The 18,673-nt window shown below is 50.3% G+C and carries 19 protein-coding genes; 8 read left to right on the forward strand and 11 right to left on the reverse strand.

What is annotated here, in order from left to right:
• Positions 1-860: 860 nt before the first annotated feature.
• A complete protein-coding gene (locus MRJ96_15855; GenBank protein MDR4502919.1) occupies positions 861-1,091 on the forward strand; it encodes a hypothetical protein in 231 nt (76 codons plus the stop codon).
• Between the two features lie 290 nt (positions 1,092-1,381).
• Positions 1,382-1,894 carry a hypothetical protein gene (locus tag MRJ96_15860; GenBank protein MDR4502920.1) on the forward strand — a complete coding sequence of 171 codons (513 nt, stop codon included), beginning with the start codon at positions 1,382-1,384 and terminating at the stop codon, positions 1,892-1,894.
• Positions 1,895-2,461: 567 nt separating this feature from the next.
• On the opposite strand, the gene MRJ96_15865 is transcribed toward MRJ96_15860, so the two are convergent.
• Entirely contained in the window at positions 2,462-2,827 is a 366-nt protein-coding gene (locus tag MRJ96_15865) for a hypothetical protein (protein ID MDR4502921.1), read from the reverse strand.
• Positions 2,828-3,029: 202 nt separating this feature from the next.
• Here MRJ96_15865 and MRJ96_15870 point away from each other — a divergent pair, with 202 nt between their 5' ends.
• Together MRJ96_15870 and MRJ96_15875 are read left to right on the forward strand one after the other, a co-directional pair.
• A complete protein-coding gene (locus MRJ96_15870; protein MDR4502922.1) occupies positions 3,030-5,201 on the forward strand; it encodes an RNA-binding transcriptional accessory protein in 2,172 nt (723 codons plus the stop codon).
• On the forward strand, positions 5,198-6,091 hold the full coding sequence (locus MRJ96_15875; protein ID MDR4502923.1) for a sterol desaturase family protein: 894 nt from the start codon (positions 5,198-5,200) through the stop codon (positions 6,089-6,091). Before MRJ96_15870 ends, MRJ96_15875 begins: the two co-directional genes overlap by 4 nt.
• Here MRJ96_15875 and MRJ96_15880 read toward each other — a convergent pair.
• The gene (locus tag MRJ96_15880; protein MDR4502924.1) at positions 6,075-6,803 is read right to left on the reverse strand and encodes an alpha/beta fold hydrolase; all 729 of its coding nucleotides are present in this window, start codon (positions 6,801-6,803) and stop codon (positions 6,075-6,077) included. The two genes, MRJ96_15875 and MRJ96_15880, sit on opposite strands and share 17 nt — an antisense overlap.
• Positions 6,804-7,101: 298 nt before the next feature.
• Here MRJ96_15880 and MRJ96_15885 point away from each other — a divergent pair, with 298 nt between their 5' ends.
• A complete protein-coding gene (locus MRJ96_15885) occupies positions 7,102-7,713 on the forward strand; it encodes a hypothetical protein (GenBank protein MDR4502925.1) in 612 nt (203 codons plus the stop codon).
• A 24-nt stretch (positions 7,714-7,737) separates the two neighbouring features.
• Here the strand turns inward: MRJ96_15885 and MRJ96_15890 are convergent, their stop codons facing one another.
• The 5 genes from MRJ96_15890 to MRJ96_15910 all read right to left on the reverse strand — a co-directional run bounded on the left by MRJ96_15890 (position 7,738) and on the right by MRJ96_15910 (position 12,303).
• On the reverse strand, positions 7,738-8,193 hold the full coding sequence (locus tag MRJ96_15890) for a hypothetical protein (GenBank protein ID MDR4502926.1): 456 nt from the start codon (positions 8,191-8,193) through the stop codon (positions 7,738-7,740).
• A 97-nt stretch (positions 8,194-8,290) separates the two neighbouring features.
• On the reverse strand, positions 8,291-9,487 hold the full coding sequence (locus MRJ96_15895) for a M48 family metalloprotease (protein MDR4502927.1): 1,197 nt from the start codon (positions 9,485-9,487) through the stop codon (positions 8,291-8,293).
• Positions 9,488-9,506: 19 nt separating this feature from the next.
• The gene (locus tag MRJ96_15900; protein ID MDR4502928.1) at positions 9,507-10,307 is read right to left on the reverse strand and encodes a hypothetical protein; all 801 of its coding nucleotides are present in this window, start codon (positions 10,305-10,307) and stop codon (positions 9,507-9,509) included.
• A gap of 295 nt (positions 10,308-10,602) precedes the next feature.
• Positions 10,603-10,962: a periplasmic heavy metal sensor gene (locus MRJ96_15905; GenBank protein MDR4502929.1), complete on the reverse strand. Its 360-nt coding sequence runs from the start codon at positions 10,960-10,962 to the stop codon at positions 10,603-10,605.
• A 282-nt stretch (positions 10,963-11,244) separates the two neighbouring features.
• Positions 11,245-12,303, reverse strand: a complete 1,059-nt coding sequence (locus MRJ96_15910; protein ID MDR4502930.1) for a hypothetical protein — start codon at positions 12,301-12,303, stop codon at positions 11,245-11,247.
• Between the two features lie 740 nt (positions 12,304-13,043).
• Between MRJ96_15910 and MRJ96_15915 the strand changes: the two genes are divergently transcribed.
• The 3 genes from MRJ96_15915 to MRJ96_15925 all read left to right on the forward strand — a co-directional run bounded on the left by MRJ96_15915 (position 13,044) and on the right by MRJ96_15925 (position 14,271).
• Positions 13,044-13,343 carry a hypothetical protein gene (locus MRJ96_15915; GenBank protein ID MDR4502931.1) on the forward strand — a complete coding sequence of 100 codons (300 nt, stop codon included), beginning with the start codon at positions 13,044-13,046 and terminating at the stop codon, positions 13,341-13,343.
• A 40-nt stretch (positions 13,344-13,383) separates the two neighbouring features.
• Positions 13,384-13,575, forward strand: coding sequence for a hypothetical protein (locus tag MRJ96_15920; protein ID MDR4502932.1), 192 nt, complete (start codon positions 13,384-13,386; stop codon positions 13,573-13,575).
• Positions 13,576-13,854: 279 nt separating this feature from the next.
• Positions 13,855-14,271: a YbaN family protein gene (locus MRJ96_15925; GenBank protein ID MDR4502933.1), complete on the forward strand. Its 417-nt coding sequence runs from the start codon at positions 13,855-13,857 to the stop codon at positions 14,269-14,271.
• A 21-nt stretch (positions 14,272-14,292) separates the two neighbouring features.
• Here the strand turns inward: MRJ96_15925 and MRJ96_15930 are convergent, their stop codons facing one another.
• The 4 genes from MRJ96_15930 to MRJ96_15945 all read right to left on the reverse strand — a co-directional run bounded on the left by MRJ96_15930 (position 14,293) and on the right by MRJ96_15945 (position 18,382).
• Complete coding sequence (locus MRJ96_15930; protein MDR4502934.1) at positions 14,293-14,661, reverse strand: hypothetical protein; 369 nt, start codon at positions 14,659-14,661, stop codon at positions 14,293-14,295.
• Between the two features lie 144 nt (positions 14,662-14,805).
• A complete protein-coding gene (locus tag MRJ96_15935) occupies positions 14,806-17,118 on the reverse strand; it encodes an acetylxylan esterase (protein MDR4502935.1) in 2,313 nt (770 codons plus the stop codon).
• Positions 17,119-17,271: 153 nt separating this feature from the next.
• Positions 17,272-17,712: a CBS domain-containing protein gene (locus MRJ96_15940; GenBank protein ID MDR4502936.1), complete on the reverse strand. Its 441-nt coding sequence runs from the start codon at positions 17,710-17,712 to the stop codon at positions 17,272-17,274.
• 181 nt (positions 17,713-17,893) lie between these two features.
• On the reverse strand, positions 17,894-18,382 hold the full coding sequence (locus tag MRJ96_15945) for a PEP-CTERM sorting domain-containing protein (protein MDR4502937.1): 489 nt from the start codon (positions 18,380-18,382) through the stop codon (positions 17,894-17,896).
• Positions 18,383-18,673: the final 291 nt, after the last annotated feature.

Consider the following 18,673-nt stretch of genomic DNA (forward strand, 5'->3'; position numbering starts at 1 on the left):
AGCTGTAATCTTTGCCCACGTTTGTATATTTTAGGAGAGTTGGGGGGAACTGTGGGAGTCCTGGGGGCTCAGTAAAATGTCAATATTCATCCCTGCCTCCAAAGTTCATGTCAAATGACGAATCGAATCAATATTGAGGCGCAGGGCATAGTTCCTTCAACGCTGCAGAACATCCACCGATATTTTCATAGTCCTGATCATTCCACAAACAACTTTGCATGAAACATGAGTGTTCATTGTCGTATTGCAGAACAGGATAAGACTGCGGCTTAAAAAATTTTGAACATTTACGTGTATCCTCCTTTGAGCAAATCCCAAGAATTTCCTTTACATAACAACCGAACTCACATTTGGTATATCCGTCCTCAAAGCTTTCCTTGCCTTTGTTAAAGACTGGAGGAGGACAATGCTTACGAAAACTGTCGAATAAGAATGCAATAACAAAAGACTTGACCCCCTTCCGGTTACCGTACAAACATTACCCTCGTCAATTTTTTATTGTAGCATGGGGGCTCATTCATCAAGAATGAACACGCTAGCTGAAGACCAAAACCCCCTACAAGCTAATTATTTCGAACACAGGCAGCAAGGATCCAGACATTGAACCTTACCTAAAGAAATGTCTCAAGGACATGTTGGGGACCAAGACCAAAGCCATGGAGAAACCGCAAAATCAGTGCAATTTCTGCTTCTTGGATAAATTATTGGAGCTCCAAGATGCGTTATGCCTGTACTCGAAACATTGCCCTCGTCCTGGTTTGAGGAGGACAATGCTTACGAAAACTGTCGAATAAGAATGTAATAACAAAAGACTCGACCCCCTTCCCATTGAGAAGATTCCCAAACAGCAACGCAATCGCGTGCTCAAACAAATTCTCTTCGAGGCCTTACCAGCACGCGTGAAGCGCCAGAAGGCGGTCAAACCGTTGCTCACATCGAGTGTCTCTCCAGTGCCCCAGGATCCGCACAGCGGGAAAACCCGACAGCTGTCCTCCACGCTCACGGACCGCCTGAAGCCTGTTCTTCCATCAAATTCTCTGGAGAGTCTGCAGCAGGCACTCAACAAGATTCCATTAAAGAGAAACACCTGAATACATGGATCTTCACCCAAAACGTTGAAAACATATTGCCACTGGTGAGGTCAACGTCGGCGATATGAGAGGGATGATGTATTCTCAATACTACGGCTGCTGTATCGTTTTTTAGACGCATTGTATCTGTTTCGTTATTCCGACTGTCCATCGCCTTCTCTCCCGACTCCCTTTCTTCAAGAAAACCAAGCCTTGTCTTGGTCTCTCGGATTGGTACATCTCTTGCTCTATGAGAAACATGGGAGGACATCATTTTTTCTTTCTTGTGTGCTCAACGAAAGGAGTAGGCCATGGCTACGATTAATAACCTCGTCTTACGTTTCGATCCGTTCCAACCACGCGCAGGCCACGTCCGAGCCCAGGTCACGGGGCAAGTGATCTTTAGCACTGAGGATCAACGTGCCAACACGCAATTTCGTCTCAGTCTCGAACTGAGAGCCAGTGATGCAGGGGAACTGCCATTGAACTGGGAATGGCCCGCGTATCCCCTCCACACTTTTACATTTCTCCAAGGGTTTCTTCCCTTTTCTTATGCCGTCATCCAGGCGGGGCCGGACCCGTATGAGATTAATGTGACGAATGATATTTCGTTAGAAGATCTCGATGAGGACCCTGGAGCTGATCGACGCGTGCGAGCGTCCATACTTGGTCCCCGCTTTTCTGAACTCGTCACACGTCAAGACGAGGTGTATGCACTCGCGATCTTAGCGTCAACGCCAGGGCAAACTGCAACATCTGCCCCACAGGTCGTGCCGGGTAGTGAGATGGTAGTTCCAGGAAGTCGACGGTCGGAAGAATTCTAAAGCAATCGTGTGCCTGGGCATGTCTATCGTGGCCGGGCACACGGACTTACTCCATCGACATAATACAATTCGGCCCATCTTGCCGCACATTATTGACAGCGAGACTCACGGGATAGCAGGTGAGATCGTTTTGTGCGTACGGGGTGAGAAGTTGTTCAAGAAAGGCAGTGTCTTGGTAGGTAGGATCGATCCACGCGTCATAGTCTTACTGGAATTACTGGAAAAGGGGTCAAATCTTTTGTTAGTGTATTATTCCTCGACAGTTGAGTCCCCATCTCTCTGGTGGCAAATAAAAAAGACGCAGGGGCAACGTTGTTGTTTCGCTCATCCTTGGAAGATGAGAGGGGAAATGGGGAGTTCCCCTTGTTGAATGCCTTGACATTTTTGTTTTCTATGAGCTCCTGACTCTTTTCTCATAAGTGTCAATTCGGACATCGTATTGGTGTTGCTCCAGTTTTTGCAGGAACGATCGTAGAGATTGCGGCTTATTTGTCAAGACAAGATAGGTCAGGGAGGAGGATGAGCGGTCTGATAGCAGGATGAACGTGAGCGAAAGGCTTCGAGGTGCTATTCGGGATCTCGGTGAACCGTGTCGGGCGAGAAGGCTGGCACACAGACGGCGATGTATTCAGCTCCACATTGTTCGGGGGAACTATACCGGACCCATTCTCCCGGAGAACAGACGATCGCTTGTCCGGCGTAGACATCAAACGCGCCCTGCTCATGTTCGACGCGTAGCATGCCCTTTAAGACCACGGTCGTCTCCGTAAAGTCCGGCCGCTGGCCTGGCTCTGCCCAGCCTTGAGGCGCGACCATCCGTGCCACACTGATCGATTCATCTTGCGTCGCAACTCTTCCCGCGTATTCTTCAATCCGCTTGGGCTTGTTTCCCGCTGAGGTAATGACAGAAGGATCTTCAATTAATTTCGGCATCGTATCTCTTCTCCTCTCTACGAATGTGTATTGACTGGCGACCCACACTAGATGGTCCATGCACGGGTGTCAAGAATAACCTTGGACCATAGATTCACGATGGCCTTTTTCGCTTCCTCTTTTAATGAAAGCTTGATGGCGGTGTACTATGCTATGTTCACATTCTATTCATATTTTTAACCAGAAGGACTTACGGACTGTCATGTCTTCAGAATTGCTGACCACGATCATTGCATCAGAATTGGGTCTTACGAATAACCAGGTGCGCGTCACGGTCGAGCTTCTGGACGAGGGCGCCACGGTACCGTTTCTGGCCCGCTACCGAAAAGAAAAAACTGGCGCTCTGGACGAAGTAGCGATCACCACCATTCGGGATCGTATCGCCCAATTGCGGGATTTGAACAAACGTCGCGCAGCGATCCTGTCGTCGCTTGAAGAACAAGGACATCTCACGGACGATGTAAAGGAAAAAGTGCAGGCTGCCAGTTCGATATCGGAGTTGGAGGACCTATATCTCCCCTATCGCCCCAAACGCCGCACTCGCGCGATGATCGCGAAAGAGAAGGGCTTGGCCCCTCTCGCCCAAACACTGTGGGAACAAGATGCACGGCTCAATGTGGATACCGAAGCCGCAAAATACCTCGATCCAGAGAAGAAGGTGGATTCCCCGGAAGACGCGCTGTCCGGTGCACGGGATATTATGGCTGAATGGGTTAACGAAGATCTGAATGCCCGTGCATCCATGCGGACACTCTACTTGGAACAGGGGCGGTTTCACACGACCGCGATACGCGGCAAAGACCTCCAAGACAGTAAGTTTCGCGACTATGCTGACTGGGAAGAACCCGTAGCGACGGCTCCCTCGCATCGCGTACTCGCCATGCGCCGTGGCGAGCAAGAAGGCCTTCTCAGTCTTCGTGTGATCGTACCCGAAGAATCCGCGTTCGCGATACTTCATCGACTCTTCGTCAAAGGAACAAGCCCTGCGTCGAATCAAGTCGTGCTGGCCATTCAGGAAAGTTTCAAGCGGCTGCTCTCTCTTTCGATGGAAACCGAAGCTCGCGTCATCACCAAGGCCCGTGCCGATCAAGCAGCCATCGAAGTCTTCAGCCAAAACGTTCAACAGTTGCTCATGGCTTCTCCTCTGGGACAGAAGTCGGTCTTGGCTATCGACCCTGGATTTCGCACGGGGTGTAAGGTGGTCTGTCTGGATCGGCAGGGGACATTACGGCATACTGAAACGATCTACCCTCATCAGGGTCCGGGGAATGCCTCTCAAGCGGGAAAAACGATCCAAGAACTGTGCAAACGTTTCACGATTGAAGCGATCGCCATAGGCAATGGAACGGCAGGGCGGGAAACGGAAACATTCCTGCGCGAGTTAGACCTGCCAGAGGACATCCCGCTCATCATGGTCAATGAAAGCGGTGCGTCCGTCTATTCTGCATCAGCCGTCGCGCGTGAAGAGTTTCCTGATCACGATGTCACCGTACGCGGCGCCGTCTCCATTGGCCGGCGTTTGATGGATCCCCTCGCCGAACTGGTAAAAATCGACCCTAAAGCCATCGGCGTCGGACAGTATCAACACGACGTGGATCAAGGTCTGTTAAAACAGCGCCTGGAAGACGTGGTCGTCAGTTGCGTCAATCGCGTCGGAGTCGACGTCAATATCGCCAGCCCGCAACTCTTGACCGCCGTATCGGGTATCGGTCCGCAACTGGCCCATAACATCGTCGCGTATCGACAAGAACATGGGCCATTTCCCAACAGAACCGCTTTAAAGAAGGTGCCCCGATTGGGGGCTAAAGCTTTTGAACAAGCCGCAGGCTTTTTGCGGATTCCTGCTGGAGAGCACCCGCTCGACGCGAGCGCCGTGCATCCCGAACGGTATGCGGTGGTGACCACTATGGCGCAAGACGTGGGCTGCACCGTGAAGGAATTGATGAAGGATTCGACGCGACAACAATCGATCGACCTCGATCGCTACATCACAGCGGAAGTCGGCAGGCCAACGTTAACGGATATTCTCAGCGAATTAGCCAAACCCGGGCGCGACCCCCGCGAACGATTTGAAACCGTGCGTTTTCACGACAAGGTACAATCCATCGAGCAGGTCGAACCCGGAATGATTCTGAATGGCGTCGTCACTAATGTGACTGCTTTTGGCGCTTTCGTGGACATCGGGGTACATCACGATGGCCTCGTCCATATCAGTCAACTCGCCAACCGGTTCGTCAGCGACCCCAATACGGTCGTCCACGTTAGTCAACATGTCACAGTTTCAGTCTTAGAGGTCGACAGGTCAAGAAAACGCATTTCTTTATCGATGAAGGCCGTCACCGGTAAATCCTCAGAAACGACGCAATCCAGATGATGAATCAAGACCTCGTCATCCGCATCACCGCATTTGTCGGCGTCTTGGTGGTGATGGCCATATGGGAACTCATGGCTCCCCGCCGTCGATTGCACACGTCCAAAGCTCAGCGCTGGGTGATCAATCTGTCGTTAGTCGGCATGAACGCTCTTCTCATTAGAATTCTCCCAGCTTCGGGAGCCTTCGGGGCGGCGATAGTAGCGGGACAGCACAAGATCGGACTCCTCCATCAGCTTGACTGGCCTTCGTGGATAGAAGTCATGCTGGCCGTTATCCTGTTGGACTTGGTGGTCTATTTTCAACATGTGTTGATGCATGCCGTTCCCATTCTCTGGCGATTGCACATGGTGCACCATTCCGATTTGGATTTTGACGTCACCACGGGCATCAGATTTCACCCGCTGGAAATTGTCCTGTCCATGTTCCTGAAAATAGGAATCGTCATCGTCCTGGGCGCGTCACCGCTTGCCGTGCTCGTCTTCGAAGTGTTGTTGAACGCTACAGCCATGTTCAACCATAGCAATGTGTACATTCCGGCACAGGTCGACCGAACGCTTCGATGGCTTGTGGTCACTCCGGACATGCATCGCATTCATCATTCGGTTATCCCGCGGGAGACCAATCGCAACTTTGGGTTTAACCTTCCATGGTGGGATCGACTCCTCGGTACATATCTTGACCGTCCCAGCAAGGGTCAAGAACGTATGTCCATCGGACTGGAAACATACCGCAATCCCGCCAAGCTTACCTGGCTGAGACTTATGATCTTACCGTTTACGGGCAGCACTGGGAATTATCCAACCTGGCACGATGAACACCATCATGTCACGGCAGAAGAAAAGGCAGAAGAAAAAAAGGAAAAGGAAGACTTGCCTAAGCGCGTCCGATAGCCTTTCGAATCCATTCACAGACAGGCTTCACCATGTCGGGCGTATGTTCGGAGAACACGTGGTCGGCGCCATCAATCTGCACGAGCTGCTTGGGCTCATTGGCCCGTTCAAAGATATCGAATGAATCTTGAAGAGGGACGACGTCATCCACCGTGCCGTGGACGAGCAGCCAGGGCACCTGAATCGAAGGAGCGCGGGTCACAACAGTTGTAATCGCCGCCATATCGTCAATATATGCCTGAGACAGCGGACACGTCGGCTCATCCCACATGAAACCCTCTCCCGGATTGACACCGTTAAATTCGCGTTGCGCAAACGCTTCCGTGTGAACCATACCGGCAAGTGAAACCAGCCCCGTGATGCGCGAGTCTTCGCTAGCCAGTAGAACACCCACCGCTCCCCCCATGCTGTGGCCAACATATATAACCTTCCATTCCGCAAGCGCATCAATCACACTTCGCAGGTCTTCGGCTTCTTTAGAGATGGTGGAATCCTCGAATCGACCATCCGAGCTGCCATTCCCGGAAAACGACATCCTGAGCGTTGGAATCCCGTTCAATGACAAGGCTTCCGCCAGCGCGACAAGAAACGGACGGTCCTTATTGCCCGTGACCCCATGCCCGATCACGACGATAGTTTTCTGATCTTCCTCTCCCGGATGGAACGTGTAGTCGAGTGTTTCATCTTGTCGATTGCGGATGATTCCAAACATGGGTTCCTTTCTACTCCATAACAAACAAGCCGCTCGTCCGTTCCTCAATCTTATCAATTCCAACATTCAACATATCAAGCCGGCATATTCGATGTTATTATTCGTTTCCCGGCACATCATACATCCGTTCTCAACAGTATCCTAATGGTTGCATCCTCAAATCAGGCTTATGCTTATTTTCATTTCGCGCAACGACGTCTTGGGCAATCATTTCCCTTCAGCTCATTCGCAGCGGTCTGAGATGGTTTGATATACTGACACACGATCCTTCACCCATGCATGTGACTGTTCCCGCATCGTGAAAACACCTCTCGTTAAAATCACGATCATCGGCCTTGCAATGTTGCTCTCTGGGTGCCGTACGTACTATCCCAGCAACCTCGATAACCTGTGCGATATTTTCTGGGGTGAAACGGACTGGTACGAAGCGGCCCGTGACGCGCAGCAAAAATGGGGTACGCCTATTTTCGTGATGATGGCTATCATGCATCAGGAATCGCGGTTTATCGATGACGCCCAACCGCCCAGAGACTGGTTTTTAGGACTTATTCCCTTGCCCAGGGATTCGTCTGCTTATGGATACGCACAGGCGCAAGATCCTGCCTGGGAAGACTATACCAAACAAACAGGCAATTCAGGCGCCGATCGCGATGAGTTTGAAGATGCCATCGACTTTATCGGATGGTACACCAATGGCACTCAGCGAAGACTCAAGATTTCCAAGTGGAATGCCTATGACCAATATCTTGCCTACCATGAAGGCCGCGGTGGGTATGAACGAAAAACCTATCAACGCAAACCGTGGCTCAAAACAGTCGCCAAGAAAGTGAAGTTCCGCGCCACCCGGTACAGTCAACAACTTAAGACTTGTAAGCCTGAGCTGGACGATGAAATCGATAGTTGGTTTTGAAGATGGAAGCGATCTACTTCAATGTTACGTCCCATGTGACTCGTGATACGAGGCCACGACCTGCTCAAAAATCGGCAAATCTTCATCGAAATAGATACGACTGACGGCTCTGTACGTTAAACGGGTCAGGGTCTTGTCGTGTAAGTAGCCATATTGAAGAATACGATACGTCAACCCTTCTGTTGTCTTAAAAGACAGGAGTAGTCGGTAACCGGGATGTCCCGCCAGTTGTGCCAGCCCCATTGTCAACACACGCTGATTCATGATGCGCGTATCGGCAAGAAAACCGTCTTTGCTCCACTGCGCGACTTCATGCGGAAGCATCGTAGCGGTCAACGTCTTTTTGGCATGTTCATTTAATTCTTCTAGCTCTTTTTTAGAGACACTGATTTGCTGAAGACCTAGGCCATGCTTCGTAAAAATAAGGTCGTCCTGACCGTCTCGAAATCGATACCAGTCTGACGGCAGTTCAATTTCCACGTTCAGCGTGTCCTCTCGAACCGTACCAGCAACCGGTTCCCAGGTGGGAGAGATACAGCCACTGGTAACGAGGACCATGAAACAACAGACGCGAAAGTTAGTGATGTTGCTGTAGCTGTTCAACATAACTTTGAATAAACTCACGATCGGGGGCAGTTGGAGAAAGTTCGAGATAGCGATGGAATTGGTTTTCTGCTTGACTCCACTCTTGACGTTTCATGTGAATGATTCCCAGGCTCCTATGTGGATCCGCCAACACTGGCGATACTTCGATCGCCTTCGTCAGCGACTGGACAGCCATCGCTTCATCCCCCTCATCTCCTCGTTGGCGATAGACTTCTCCGAGCCAGTAATGCCCACGTGCATCATCGGGTTGGCGGGACAGATAGCGCTTGAAGCCCGCTTCAGCTGAGATGAATCGACCTGTCGCGAGATCAAGTTTTGCATTCTCCAAGAATACTGGCTGCATCATCGAGAGAAAAATTTCTTGATGCGTTTCCCCTGATGTATTCGAAAAACGTTCTTCAAGACTTTCCTGATATTGCTCGATACGATCAGTCAGACGAGGGTGCGTTCCGAAGAAAAAAGGCTCATCAAGGTCCTGTTCTTCAAGATCTTGCTTAAGATGTTCGAAGAGCTTCGGGGACTCATGCGGGTCGTACCCGGCCGCCACCACGAGCTCTAATCCGACTCGATCGGCCTCTGCTTCAAACGAACGTGAATACCCCGTCACCGCCGCCATCCCTCCAATATTCCCCAGTACCATCGCCAGTCCTCCCAAAGGGCCGAATGGAACAAGAACGACGCTAACAGTCCCAAGCGTATTGGAGGTCGTTTTTATCGTCCGCATGTTCTGAATCGCATGCCGATGGCTGGCGTGGGTCATCTCATGTCCCAACAAAGTCGCCAGCTGCGCTTCATTTTCCATGCGAGCCAATATACCTGTGTGGAGATAAATCACCCCATGTGGAAATGCGAAGGCGTTCAACAAAGGATTGCGTAAAATTCGCACCTGCACCTGTAACCCGGCTGTCCTGAGTGACTCAGGCATCACGTGATCCGCGACCTGATTCACGTATGTTGTAATGACTTCGTTGTCGTAGACCTGATCGCTACGATCCAAACGAACCTGTTCCTCTTGAGACAGCCGCCAAATTCGCTGTTCGTCATCCAGGAGATTCAAAGCCGGTTGCTCTCGAGACCCAAAAGGATGCAAATCCCCCCCCGCACATCCCATGCCCGGGAGCCCCAATAACGTGATAATCACAATACGAATCTTGAGCGAGTCCGTCATGACGTCAGTTGCAACCTACTCACCACGTCTCCAGCAAGTGCTGAATCAACGCCCTAGCCCCTTCTTCCGTCCTGATATCATATCCACCGCGACGAGCCAAGGAATTTAACCACAACACAGCACCGGTTTTCGCATCGACCACTCCAAGCACTCCAGTCGTCACTCCTCCCTGCGGGACCGTGGCCACCCCCAAGATTGCTAGCAATAATGTCGTGACCACTTGTTTGGCCTTTCGCCCTCCCGAAGAAATTTGATCAAAGCCATGGAGTAAGACGTATGCATCGGCATCTTCCTGAAGCTTGGCCAAGTCGTCTCCAAGCGTATAGTCGGAAATGCTCCTGCCGATAAAATGCGATTCGCCATAGTTTTTAACATGTTGTTGAATGCTTGGTGCGACGACATCAAAAAGAGCTTGCATTTCCAGTAGAATCTCCGTCTGCTCGACAGAGAATTGTTCCACCGAAAGTTCGGAAACCCTGGAAAAACCATGAAACGAAAATCGGTTTTTCAATGCCTGCAACAGATGGGTTTGAGCCTGTCTGGACCAATCGGGCATTTCCTCCGTGACTTCACCAACGGATGTTTCATAGACCTTAAATTGCAAAGGCACGATGACCAGATGCTTGTACTCGGTCAACGAACGCTTGGGAGGCGTTTGTTTGATTTCTTGCGAGGCGTTCACCTCGGACGAAGGGGCAGTGGTCTTTGAGTTCGAACTCGCGCAGCCAGCGACAACAGCACCTGCCATCATCACGCACAACACCCATGGCATGGCCTCATGACGCTTCTTCGCGGAGAGAACTAGGGGTCTTCGAATCATCAGTAACTCTTAATCAGAATAGACTGTTGCCTAATACTCTTATGGTATCAATACATTCAGAGATGTACAGCGACAACGCGCTCGACTACGATGAGTGATATAAGGGAGGGAAGACGCTACAACAAGTAGGCAAGAGGGACTGGCTGACTCATCGCATAAGCCCCCCTGTTGCAAAGCCAAGGTTGGAGCTCAACGCGATACGATCGTGGGAAATAGCTTCTGGGAGCTTGGGAGACAAGGAGCTACCTCCCCTCTCTCACAGACGTTCCCACGACCGCATAGCCGTTATTCAGATTTAGTCCTCGTCGTCTTGTTCACCATTCTGCTGCTGATGTTTATTCTTGTGATTTTTGCCATGCCGGCCTTTGCCCTTTTTCTTTCCATGGCCCCCTTTTCCTTGACGCTTTTTGAATTTTTCTGCTTGCTCGGGGGTTAATTGGGCTTCAATTTGAGATCGAGCCTGTTTTCGGACTTCTTGGATTTGCTTGTGCAGTTCTTCGATCTTTTGATGTTTTTCCTGCAAAATGGTTTTTACCTTGCTTTGCTGTTCAGGGCTAAGACCCAACCGCTTCGTTAACTGCTCAAGCTTCTTTTCTGGATCGTGGCCATGATGGGTACCTTTGCCATCAGCCAAGCTTGGAACAGCCATCAGCATACTCACCATAAGCATCGTGATAATGCTGACCGCCATTCGCTCGATTCTGACGTTGACGCATGGACGCTGTGACATATTCACCTCCTCAGTAAATTTGGACAACCTATTTTCGTAGTATACTACAGAATCAGAAATGACGAGATACGCTACTTATGCGGGTTGTCATCGAAAACTGCATTACAAAGAGCTTGCCGGAGGAGTGTGGGTGATGGACCCGCCAAGCAGAAAAAGCCTGACGTGCATTTCCAGAAAGGTAGGATGTCCCTTTTTCAAGCTAGGACATCAAGGAAGGATCACACGGGCAATGGTATTGGCATCAGTACCAAACCACACGGTTTGTGTTGTCTGATGATAGAACATATGACGGACGGTGCCACCGCCACTCTTGATTGCGGTCATACTGATAACCTGTTCAGTTTGCGTATCGAATCCAATCAATCGATTGGGAAGCACTCCAGTTTCGACGAACCAGATTCGATCACGGTCATCGACTGCTATCCCATACGGGCGACTGTCTTCGTTTGATGGAGCCGGCCATTCTTTCACGGTTGCCGTCTGAGGATTGAATCTCCCGAAGTATCCTCCCGCGTAATCGACATACCACACGCCTCCATCCGAGGTAATGGCCAAACGCCTCGGGCGGACCTCAGGACGAGGCAATGAGATTTCCTGGACTGAATTCGTCTGAGGATTAACCGTTCCCAGTTTATTCGTGCCGAATTCAGTAAACCACGGCACCTTGGCTTCGTCCACCACGATGCCATAAGGCCGTGCATTCTGTGATAGCAGTGGCGTCAAGAGAACGCTTCCCGAGTTCATGGTCAATCGGCCAATGTAGTTTCCATGCTGAACGGTAAACCAAATCGTTCCAGGTTCTCCGAACACCAGCGTATGGGGGTCCATGGCGCTCGCGTTGGGCATAGGATATTTAACGATGCGGCCCGTCGAAGGATTCAGTTTTCCGATATGGGCTGTCCGATTCCCCGCGTACCACACGAACCCTTCCGGATCAACGATGAGATTATGAGGACCTGTACCAGGGTCCAAGGGATATTGACGGAACGTGCCGGTTTGAGGGTCAAGAACGGCCAGGTAATCTCCAGCCTGCCCGACAAACCACACACGGCGGTCAGTCGCCACAAAGGGGTCACGTGGACGAGTTCCCTCCCAAGGAACGGTCCATTCGGTGATATCAACAGGGTGAAGTTCAGCTTGCGCTGCGTGCGACACGCTGTTGGTATAGGTAATAAAACCTAACAAGCCTCCCCAGATCATGAGCAAGGACGTGATTGTGATCACAGCTACATGAGACCCTGCCTTTTGAATTCGACCAAATGTCATAACAGCCAGCTCTTACTTACCCCTTTTTCTTGGCTTTCTTCTCAGCCCTCTTCTCTTTCATCGTTTTGGTCGGCTTTTTCTTGGTTTCCTTGCGAGAATCCTGACTTTTTGCCATCAGTAACACTCCTTATTCGTTAGGTTTTTGCTCAGTTTACGTTTTCAATTTTCGCGCGGCATCCTACCCAAATCATGCCTGAAAAGTATAGGGATAAACCGTTTGTTCCCATTCTTTCTCGATTAAAAAGGAAAGAAAGAACAACTTTGTTGGAGAACACACATGCAAGACGTCTTGCGTTTACATGTTCCTTACACATTCCTTTAACCTCTTAAAGACGAGCAACCCGACGAAAATTAAAAAATTCACTTTATTATCAACAATATACATAATTTCACCTTTACAATATTCGTCCTCCGGAAGCTCAAGCATCATTCTTGACTAAGCAGAGCGGTGATTTGACTCATCACCAGTAGAATGTTACTTTAAAGCACGGTTCGAACTACGGTTAATTCCTCCAATCTACATTATCAGGGGTGCTTCCCTTCATTCATGTAAATTCCGTAGTGCTCGTTTCGTAGAAACCTAGGTATTTATAGGCATGGGAATCTCATGCTCGGATTGGTGTATATGCGATCAATTCCAGAGAATTATAACGGGTATCATTATCATCAACACCATCAAAATCAGTGACTGAATAGCGCCTTAGCAGATACCCATATTCAGTTAATAAGGAGAGAGACAGATGAAGATGACAAAAGGATGGCCTGCTCACAAACGACCCCACAAAATAGTCCGGATCAAAGATAATCGCAGCATTCCCTGGAAAACTCTAGGACTCACCGACCCCACTGAAGAACAACGGTCCCGGTCGATGGATGAAATCCGGCAACAAGTCCTGATGATGTCGGCTCAGGAAATCGGACAGGGATTTGAAGAAATTGAGTACGAGGAAAGCCCGAAGTCATCTCAGGCGTCTTCCCGCTCCAAAACTGAACATAAAACTCGTACGAGAGCGTCGAAGAAACAAACGGCTGAACGGTAAAAACCCTAGACTATTTCCTTAAAGAGATCCAACGGAAAATATGGGGAAAATAAAAAAAGAGACGCAGGGTAAACGCTTTCGCGAGCAGGCTCAACGTCTCAAACGTCAGGAAAAAGAGGTGCGTCGCGAACAGCGTAAAGCTCAAGCGGCCACCGAAACACGTCCGGTTGTTGAAGGCGAAGACCCGGATCTCTATGGTCTTCGCTGTGGCCCCCAACCACCTCTTTTCTAATCGCCACTATAGCTCGTCCTCCTCACGTCCTTCGTAGTCCTTCCGCCACGAGAACTCGCAGTCCTCTCTTTCAAATTTCAGTAACAGACCTGCATCCGTTCTCCCCCCCCAACCATGGGAATCTTCTGAAACTCACGGCAACAGATGTCAAAATGCTGCCCTTGTGGCTTAATACTTTCCGTAATCCCACCGATACAATACAGAATAAAGAACTGAGTGGCCGATCATCGATAGATCGTTAACCGGCTGCTCATTCATCGCCAACTAGCCAATGCATCTATGATTGTCCACTCTTCAATCTGCCGAATCGGGATTATTACGATTGGATGGGCCAGTCTCATTCTTGGTGTGATCGGGATCTTTCTCCCCCTCCTCCCGACCACGCCCTTTGTCCTTCTTTCGGCTTACTGCTTTTCCAAAAGTTCTCCGAAGTTACACCAATGGTTACTTGGACAACCAACTTTAGGTCCGATGATCCGCAACTGGGAATGTTATGGAAGCATTAGTCGAGGGGCGAAAATCACTGCAACCGTCTTGATGGTCGTTCTCTTTAGCCTTTCTTTTTTCGTGTTATCCATAAGCATGACGCTGAAAATCGGACTGCTCGCAATCGCAGGCGCCGTGTTGTCGTACATCTGGACCAGACCTTCCCAGACCCACCCCTCAGCCATTCCCGAACCAGTCACCATCAAATAAAGCACACCCGCGGACGTTCCATTACAGAGAACGAAATACCGCCAGCAGATCGCTCAGCGCTACGGTTTTTACACGTAAGACTTCTCGTTCTTTATCCACTTGCGCCTTCAGTTCGGCATCTTGAGGATTCTTGGATAAGGCATCTCCACTCTTGAGCACTCGTTCGTATTCTTGCTCCACCTTTTCGGGCACAATGCGATTAGTCGATAGCCAATTAGCCGCCTCGGCCCGCGTCTCGCGCAGGTGCTTCTGGAATTCTTCTTCTGACAATGGCGCGCCCTTCTCATCACAGGCCAAGCATCGATCAAGGTACTGAGATAACAGGACATAAAGTCTGAGCAGAGTCTCTGTGATTTTGATGTGTTCTGGCGTAAGCGTTTCTTGTGACATGGTGTCCTCCTCTAGCGATGCGTACATAAGGGAATGAGATCAAACCGACTTTGCCGACTCTTACTTCTGGTCTATTGTATCACGTACTTTGATTGTCGAGTTTCCCCAAAATGCACATTGATGCTCAGGCCTCATACCCAGACTTCATGACCGTAAATGGGCAAGCAACCACTCGGCGATTGTTTCGGCAGATTCATTCGCAGATTCAATCAACAAGCAGCCAGCCGCCCCTGCCCGGTCGTACGCAGCCCGCGCTCTTTGATACGCCGCCTCTACTTGTCGACCGCCAGCTGGACGGTTTAGACCGTCTACCAACCTTTCCAGCCTCAAAGGCCTGGGAACCAACGCGGCGGCGATATCGGGGAGATCTGCGACTTCTAAAATTCGACGAATGATCGCATCTGCCGGCAGGTAGGCAAATGGATGATCCAAGACCGAGGCATAACTCAAGAGACCTCTATGAACATACACGGCGAGCACATCCGGTTCATACAATGCCGCCAGAAGCGCCACCACACCTCCAAACGGTTCACTTCCTTCCGGATAGGGAGACGCATCCAAGGGAACCGCCAAAGAGGGACGAGAAGAATTTGTTGGCGCTAGTGCCTCACCCCATAGAGCGAATCGCTTGCCATCGAGTGCCTTGTGATTCCTGAGATAGGCTATCACAGTCCGCAGATCGCGAATTCGAGAACTGAGCAAACTTTCTCCGAGCATCAAACTGTTCGCGGCTACACCGGCGCTTGGACTGATTCGGCCTCGATACAATTCTCCGTGGCGTCCGTCCCCGATTCCTCGCGGCTCCACTAAGCACACGGCAATTCCGCACGCTCGAAGCCCCTGAATTAACGAACGACGTTTCTTCCGTAGCTCAAGATTGCCCTCCTGCGCCAAACCGACCACCACCGGCGGACTCGTATCACTCAGGCCCGATGGCCAGAGCAGTTGCATGCGTAGGGAGATATTCTCTTCAAATACTTCCAACACCACATATTCCGATCGACCGATCCCATGGCGCTTGGAGCGAACTCGATACGTCGAACAGGGCGCTAGAGGACCCAGAATGTCCTGTAGTTGATGTTGCAGGTAGGCAGAAGAAGCATTGGCCGCTTGCGACTCTCTTTTTACACGAGATGCCTCGAGTTGCTCGTGACACACTTCCCTGCACACTTCATGCACTGAGCGAGCACGGACCGTCTGTCGTGACTCCGGCGTAAGACAGTACAGAGCTTCTTCGTCCAAAGGAGGCGACAATTCTCGCGCAGGAATGGAAATGCCAAACCATTCTTGGAAAATAGGATATATTTGCTGACGATGGATAGGCCCGATGTTGGTACAATGGCTGTCCAAGGGACCATGCCCCGATACCCTTCCTGAGCCGTGAACTGATCGCAACGAATCACGGCTGTCATAGAGGGCATAGATCTGTCGTAAACACTTCCAAGTCAGGTCCTGTTCAGAATTCCAGGCAAACTCTTTTCCATAGATCAGGCGGCGAGGGGCAAGCGAACCAAGGATAACCCATGGCCAAAATCCACCACGAGCGGTGTCAGGAAGATTCCTCGTGGAATCCCAGTCACCGGCCGGCACTCCTCCGAAATTAAAAGCCACAACTGCCGTCACACGATCATCTAACGCTCCGGCGACGGCGGCGATGTCCCCTCCCCCGGCCACGGCTCCGATAAGGATCATGTGCTCCTGGTTGACCTGAGGATCCGCACACAAAAGATCAATGCCTCTCCTGATATCTTGCACCATCCACCCCATGAGGCTTTCTCCGACCATATTCATCTGCATGCCGAGCACGTACCGGAAATAGTAGTCCTGCCGGTCCACACGACATGTCCTCCACTCGTCGTGATGAGCCGCGAAAGGATGCTGTCGTCGCTCGCCATGGCCGAGCAAATCCATGATCAAAACCGTGCAGCCTTGTTGGGCGAATGTCATTCCTATGCATTGCAGTTCGATTTCAGTTTTTGGATGATGATGACTATGGCAGATCAGGACCGCAGGTGTTTTTCCGTGAACTCCGACAGGACGATAGAGGTTAGCGGTGATAGGAATTCTCTTATGTCCTGGAAAAACAAGGTTGTCAATTTGATAGTGCTCATTCTGAATAATGTTCGTCACGATTCGCTCAGCAATCTTTGCGCGCTCTGGCTCTGCACACTCTGGCTCCGCGCGCCCTCTCTCTCTATACTCTCGGCCAATGCCTAAAGAACGACGAAGAGCATCACGACGTGTATCTCGAAAAAGCTCCCACTCGGCTTTTGTGCGTATGCGCATCAGTTCAATCAAGTCTTGTTGCGCTATTTCATGAATCCGCTGGGAGAGGCGTTTCCCCAATTCTCGAATCCGGCGATTGCCCATGGCCACCTTCCGTTCCCATAGCCATGTCCGCATCTGGGGAGAAAGCCTCGCATTGACCAAATGCTTCAATTCCATAAGTCGGCTCATATTTCCACACGTACTACATCTACGACATTTGAGACTACGAACGTATCAGGCCTGGTGAAGGAAAGAGAGTCTATTGAAGAAAGGAATGCGCCATCTGAAGGACCGGAAAGGAAAGGCGGCTGCCATCATGAACCGAAAAGAAACACATGGAGACTATCCGCCACTCCCAACATCTGTGGCTTTAATGTATCCCAAAATGACATCGCCACGAGCAAGAATACCGACTAGGGTGGTTCCACGAACCACAGGCACACGCAACAAATGGTATTCCTGTAGCAGTTTGACGATTTCCATAAAGCTTGTTTCCTCGGTCACAGAAACCACCCTGGGATTCATGATCGTCGAAACAGGGATCTGGAGCAGATTTTGTTCAGTCTCGATGGCGCGAAGAATATCAAACTCTGTCACGATACCAAGCAAAGTTTTTTGGGCGTCAATGACAGGCAAACTGCCAATGTTGCCATCATACAATTTATGCGCGACGGTGATCGCCTTATCTTCCGGCTGGCAAGTGGTCACCTGATCTTCCATCAATTGATGAGCGGCCAGAGTCTTTGGATCACACCGCTGCGAAATCCATTCAACTTTTCGCATCTGCGTTCTTCTCCATGTGTCCGCTTCATCAGATCGTCTCTGACGCCGGGAAAATTCAATCGTCAGAGAGAAGGCGAGGACTGCGTCAGGCTTGTGACCTGAATGAGGCGTACCGAAGCTTTTAGGGTATTTTCATTACATATCATAACAGGCTCAGACTCGACAGGCCATTCAAAAGAACTTACTTACGGCCTGCGAGAGCGTAGCGTCTCCTAAGATACCCCAACACCAGCATTCCCGTCGCCATGAGAATCCAGGTCGCTGGCTCTGGACGAGCAATATTGGCAGAACCGCTCGTCCGAGCTTGATAGTCGAGAAACGCTTGCTCACTCGCAATACCCGTCCATCCCCAATGACGAGCGAAGTCGCCGTTGATCGAAAACCATGTGTCTTGATGGATCACCCCAAGATACCCACGATGTAACAAACCAGGATACACATCCAGCGGATCGGTGAGAAACAGACCAGAGCTTTCATGCACCATAAAAAACGTCACCGGTGCAATCCCGGTCCGTAACGACCGTTCAAGAATTTCGTCAGGATCGTCGTAGGCAAACACCCCAATCCCAATCTCGGTCTCTTCATACTCATCCAAAGTCAAAGAACCAGCCCATGACATGTTTGACAGACTAAATATTATCATGATGGCGAAGACAACGTGTTTCATCATTCGGTCTCCTCTCATTATGATTATAGCGAGTCTAAATATGTCCCAATCGGCAAATACGACAAACCCCGCACGGTACGACCTTGAACCAGACGGAGGGTGATACCCGCATGGATGCCTGACACACATGGATGCTTCTCTCACGTCTTGAAGAGCCAAGGCATACAAGAGAGCGCTGTATCGTTTCGGTATCACCGAAACGATTATAATGTATATCTTCTTGAAGAAGAAGGATACCGAATCGGGCCTAAATAGCAAGTGGGAATTGTTGAAGAAGGCTTATGAGACACATGT

It is taken from the genome of Nitrospirales bacterium, from assembly GCA_031315865.1.
Lineage (GTDB): Bacteria > Nitrospirota > Nitrospiria > Nitrospirales > UBA8639 > JAGQKC01.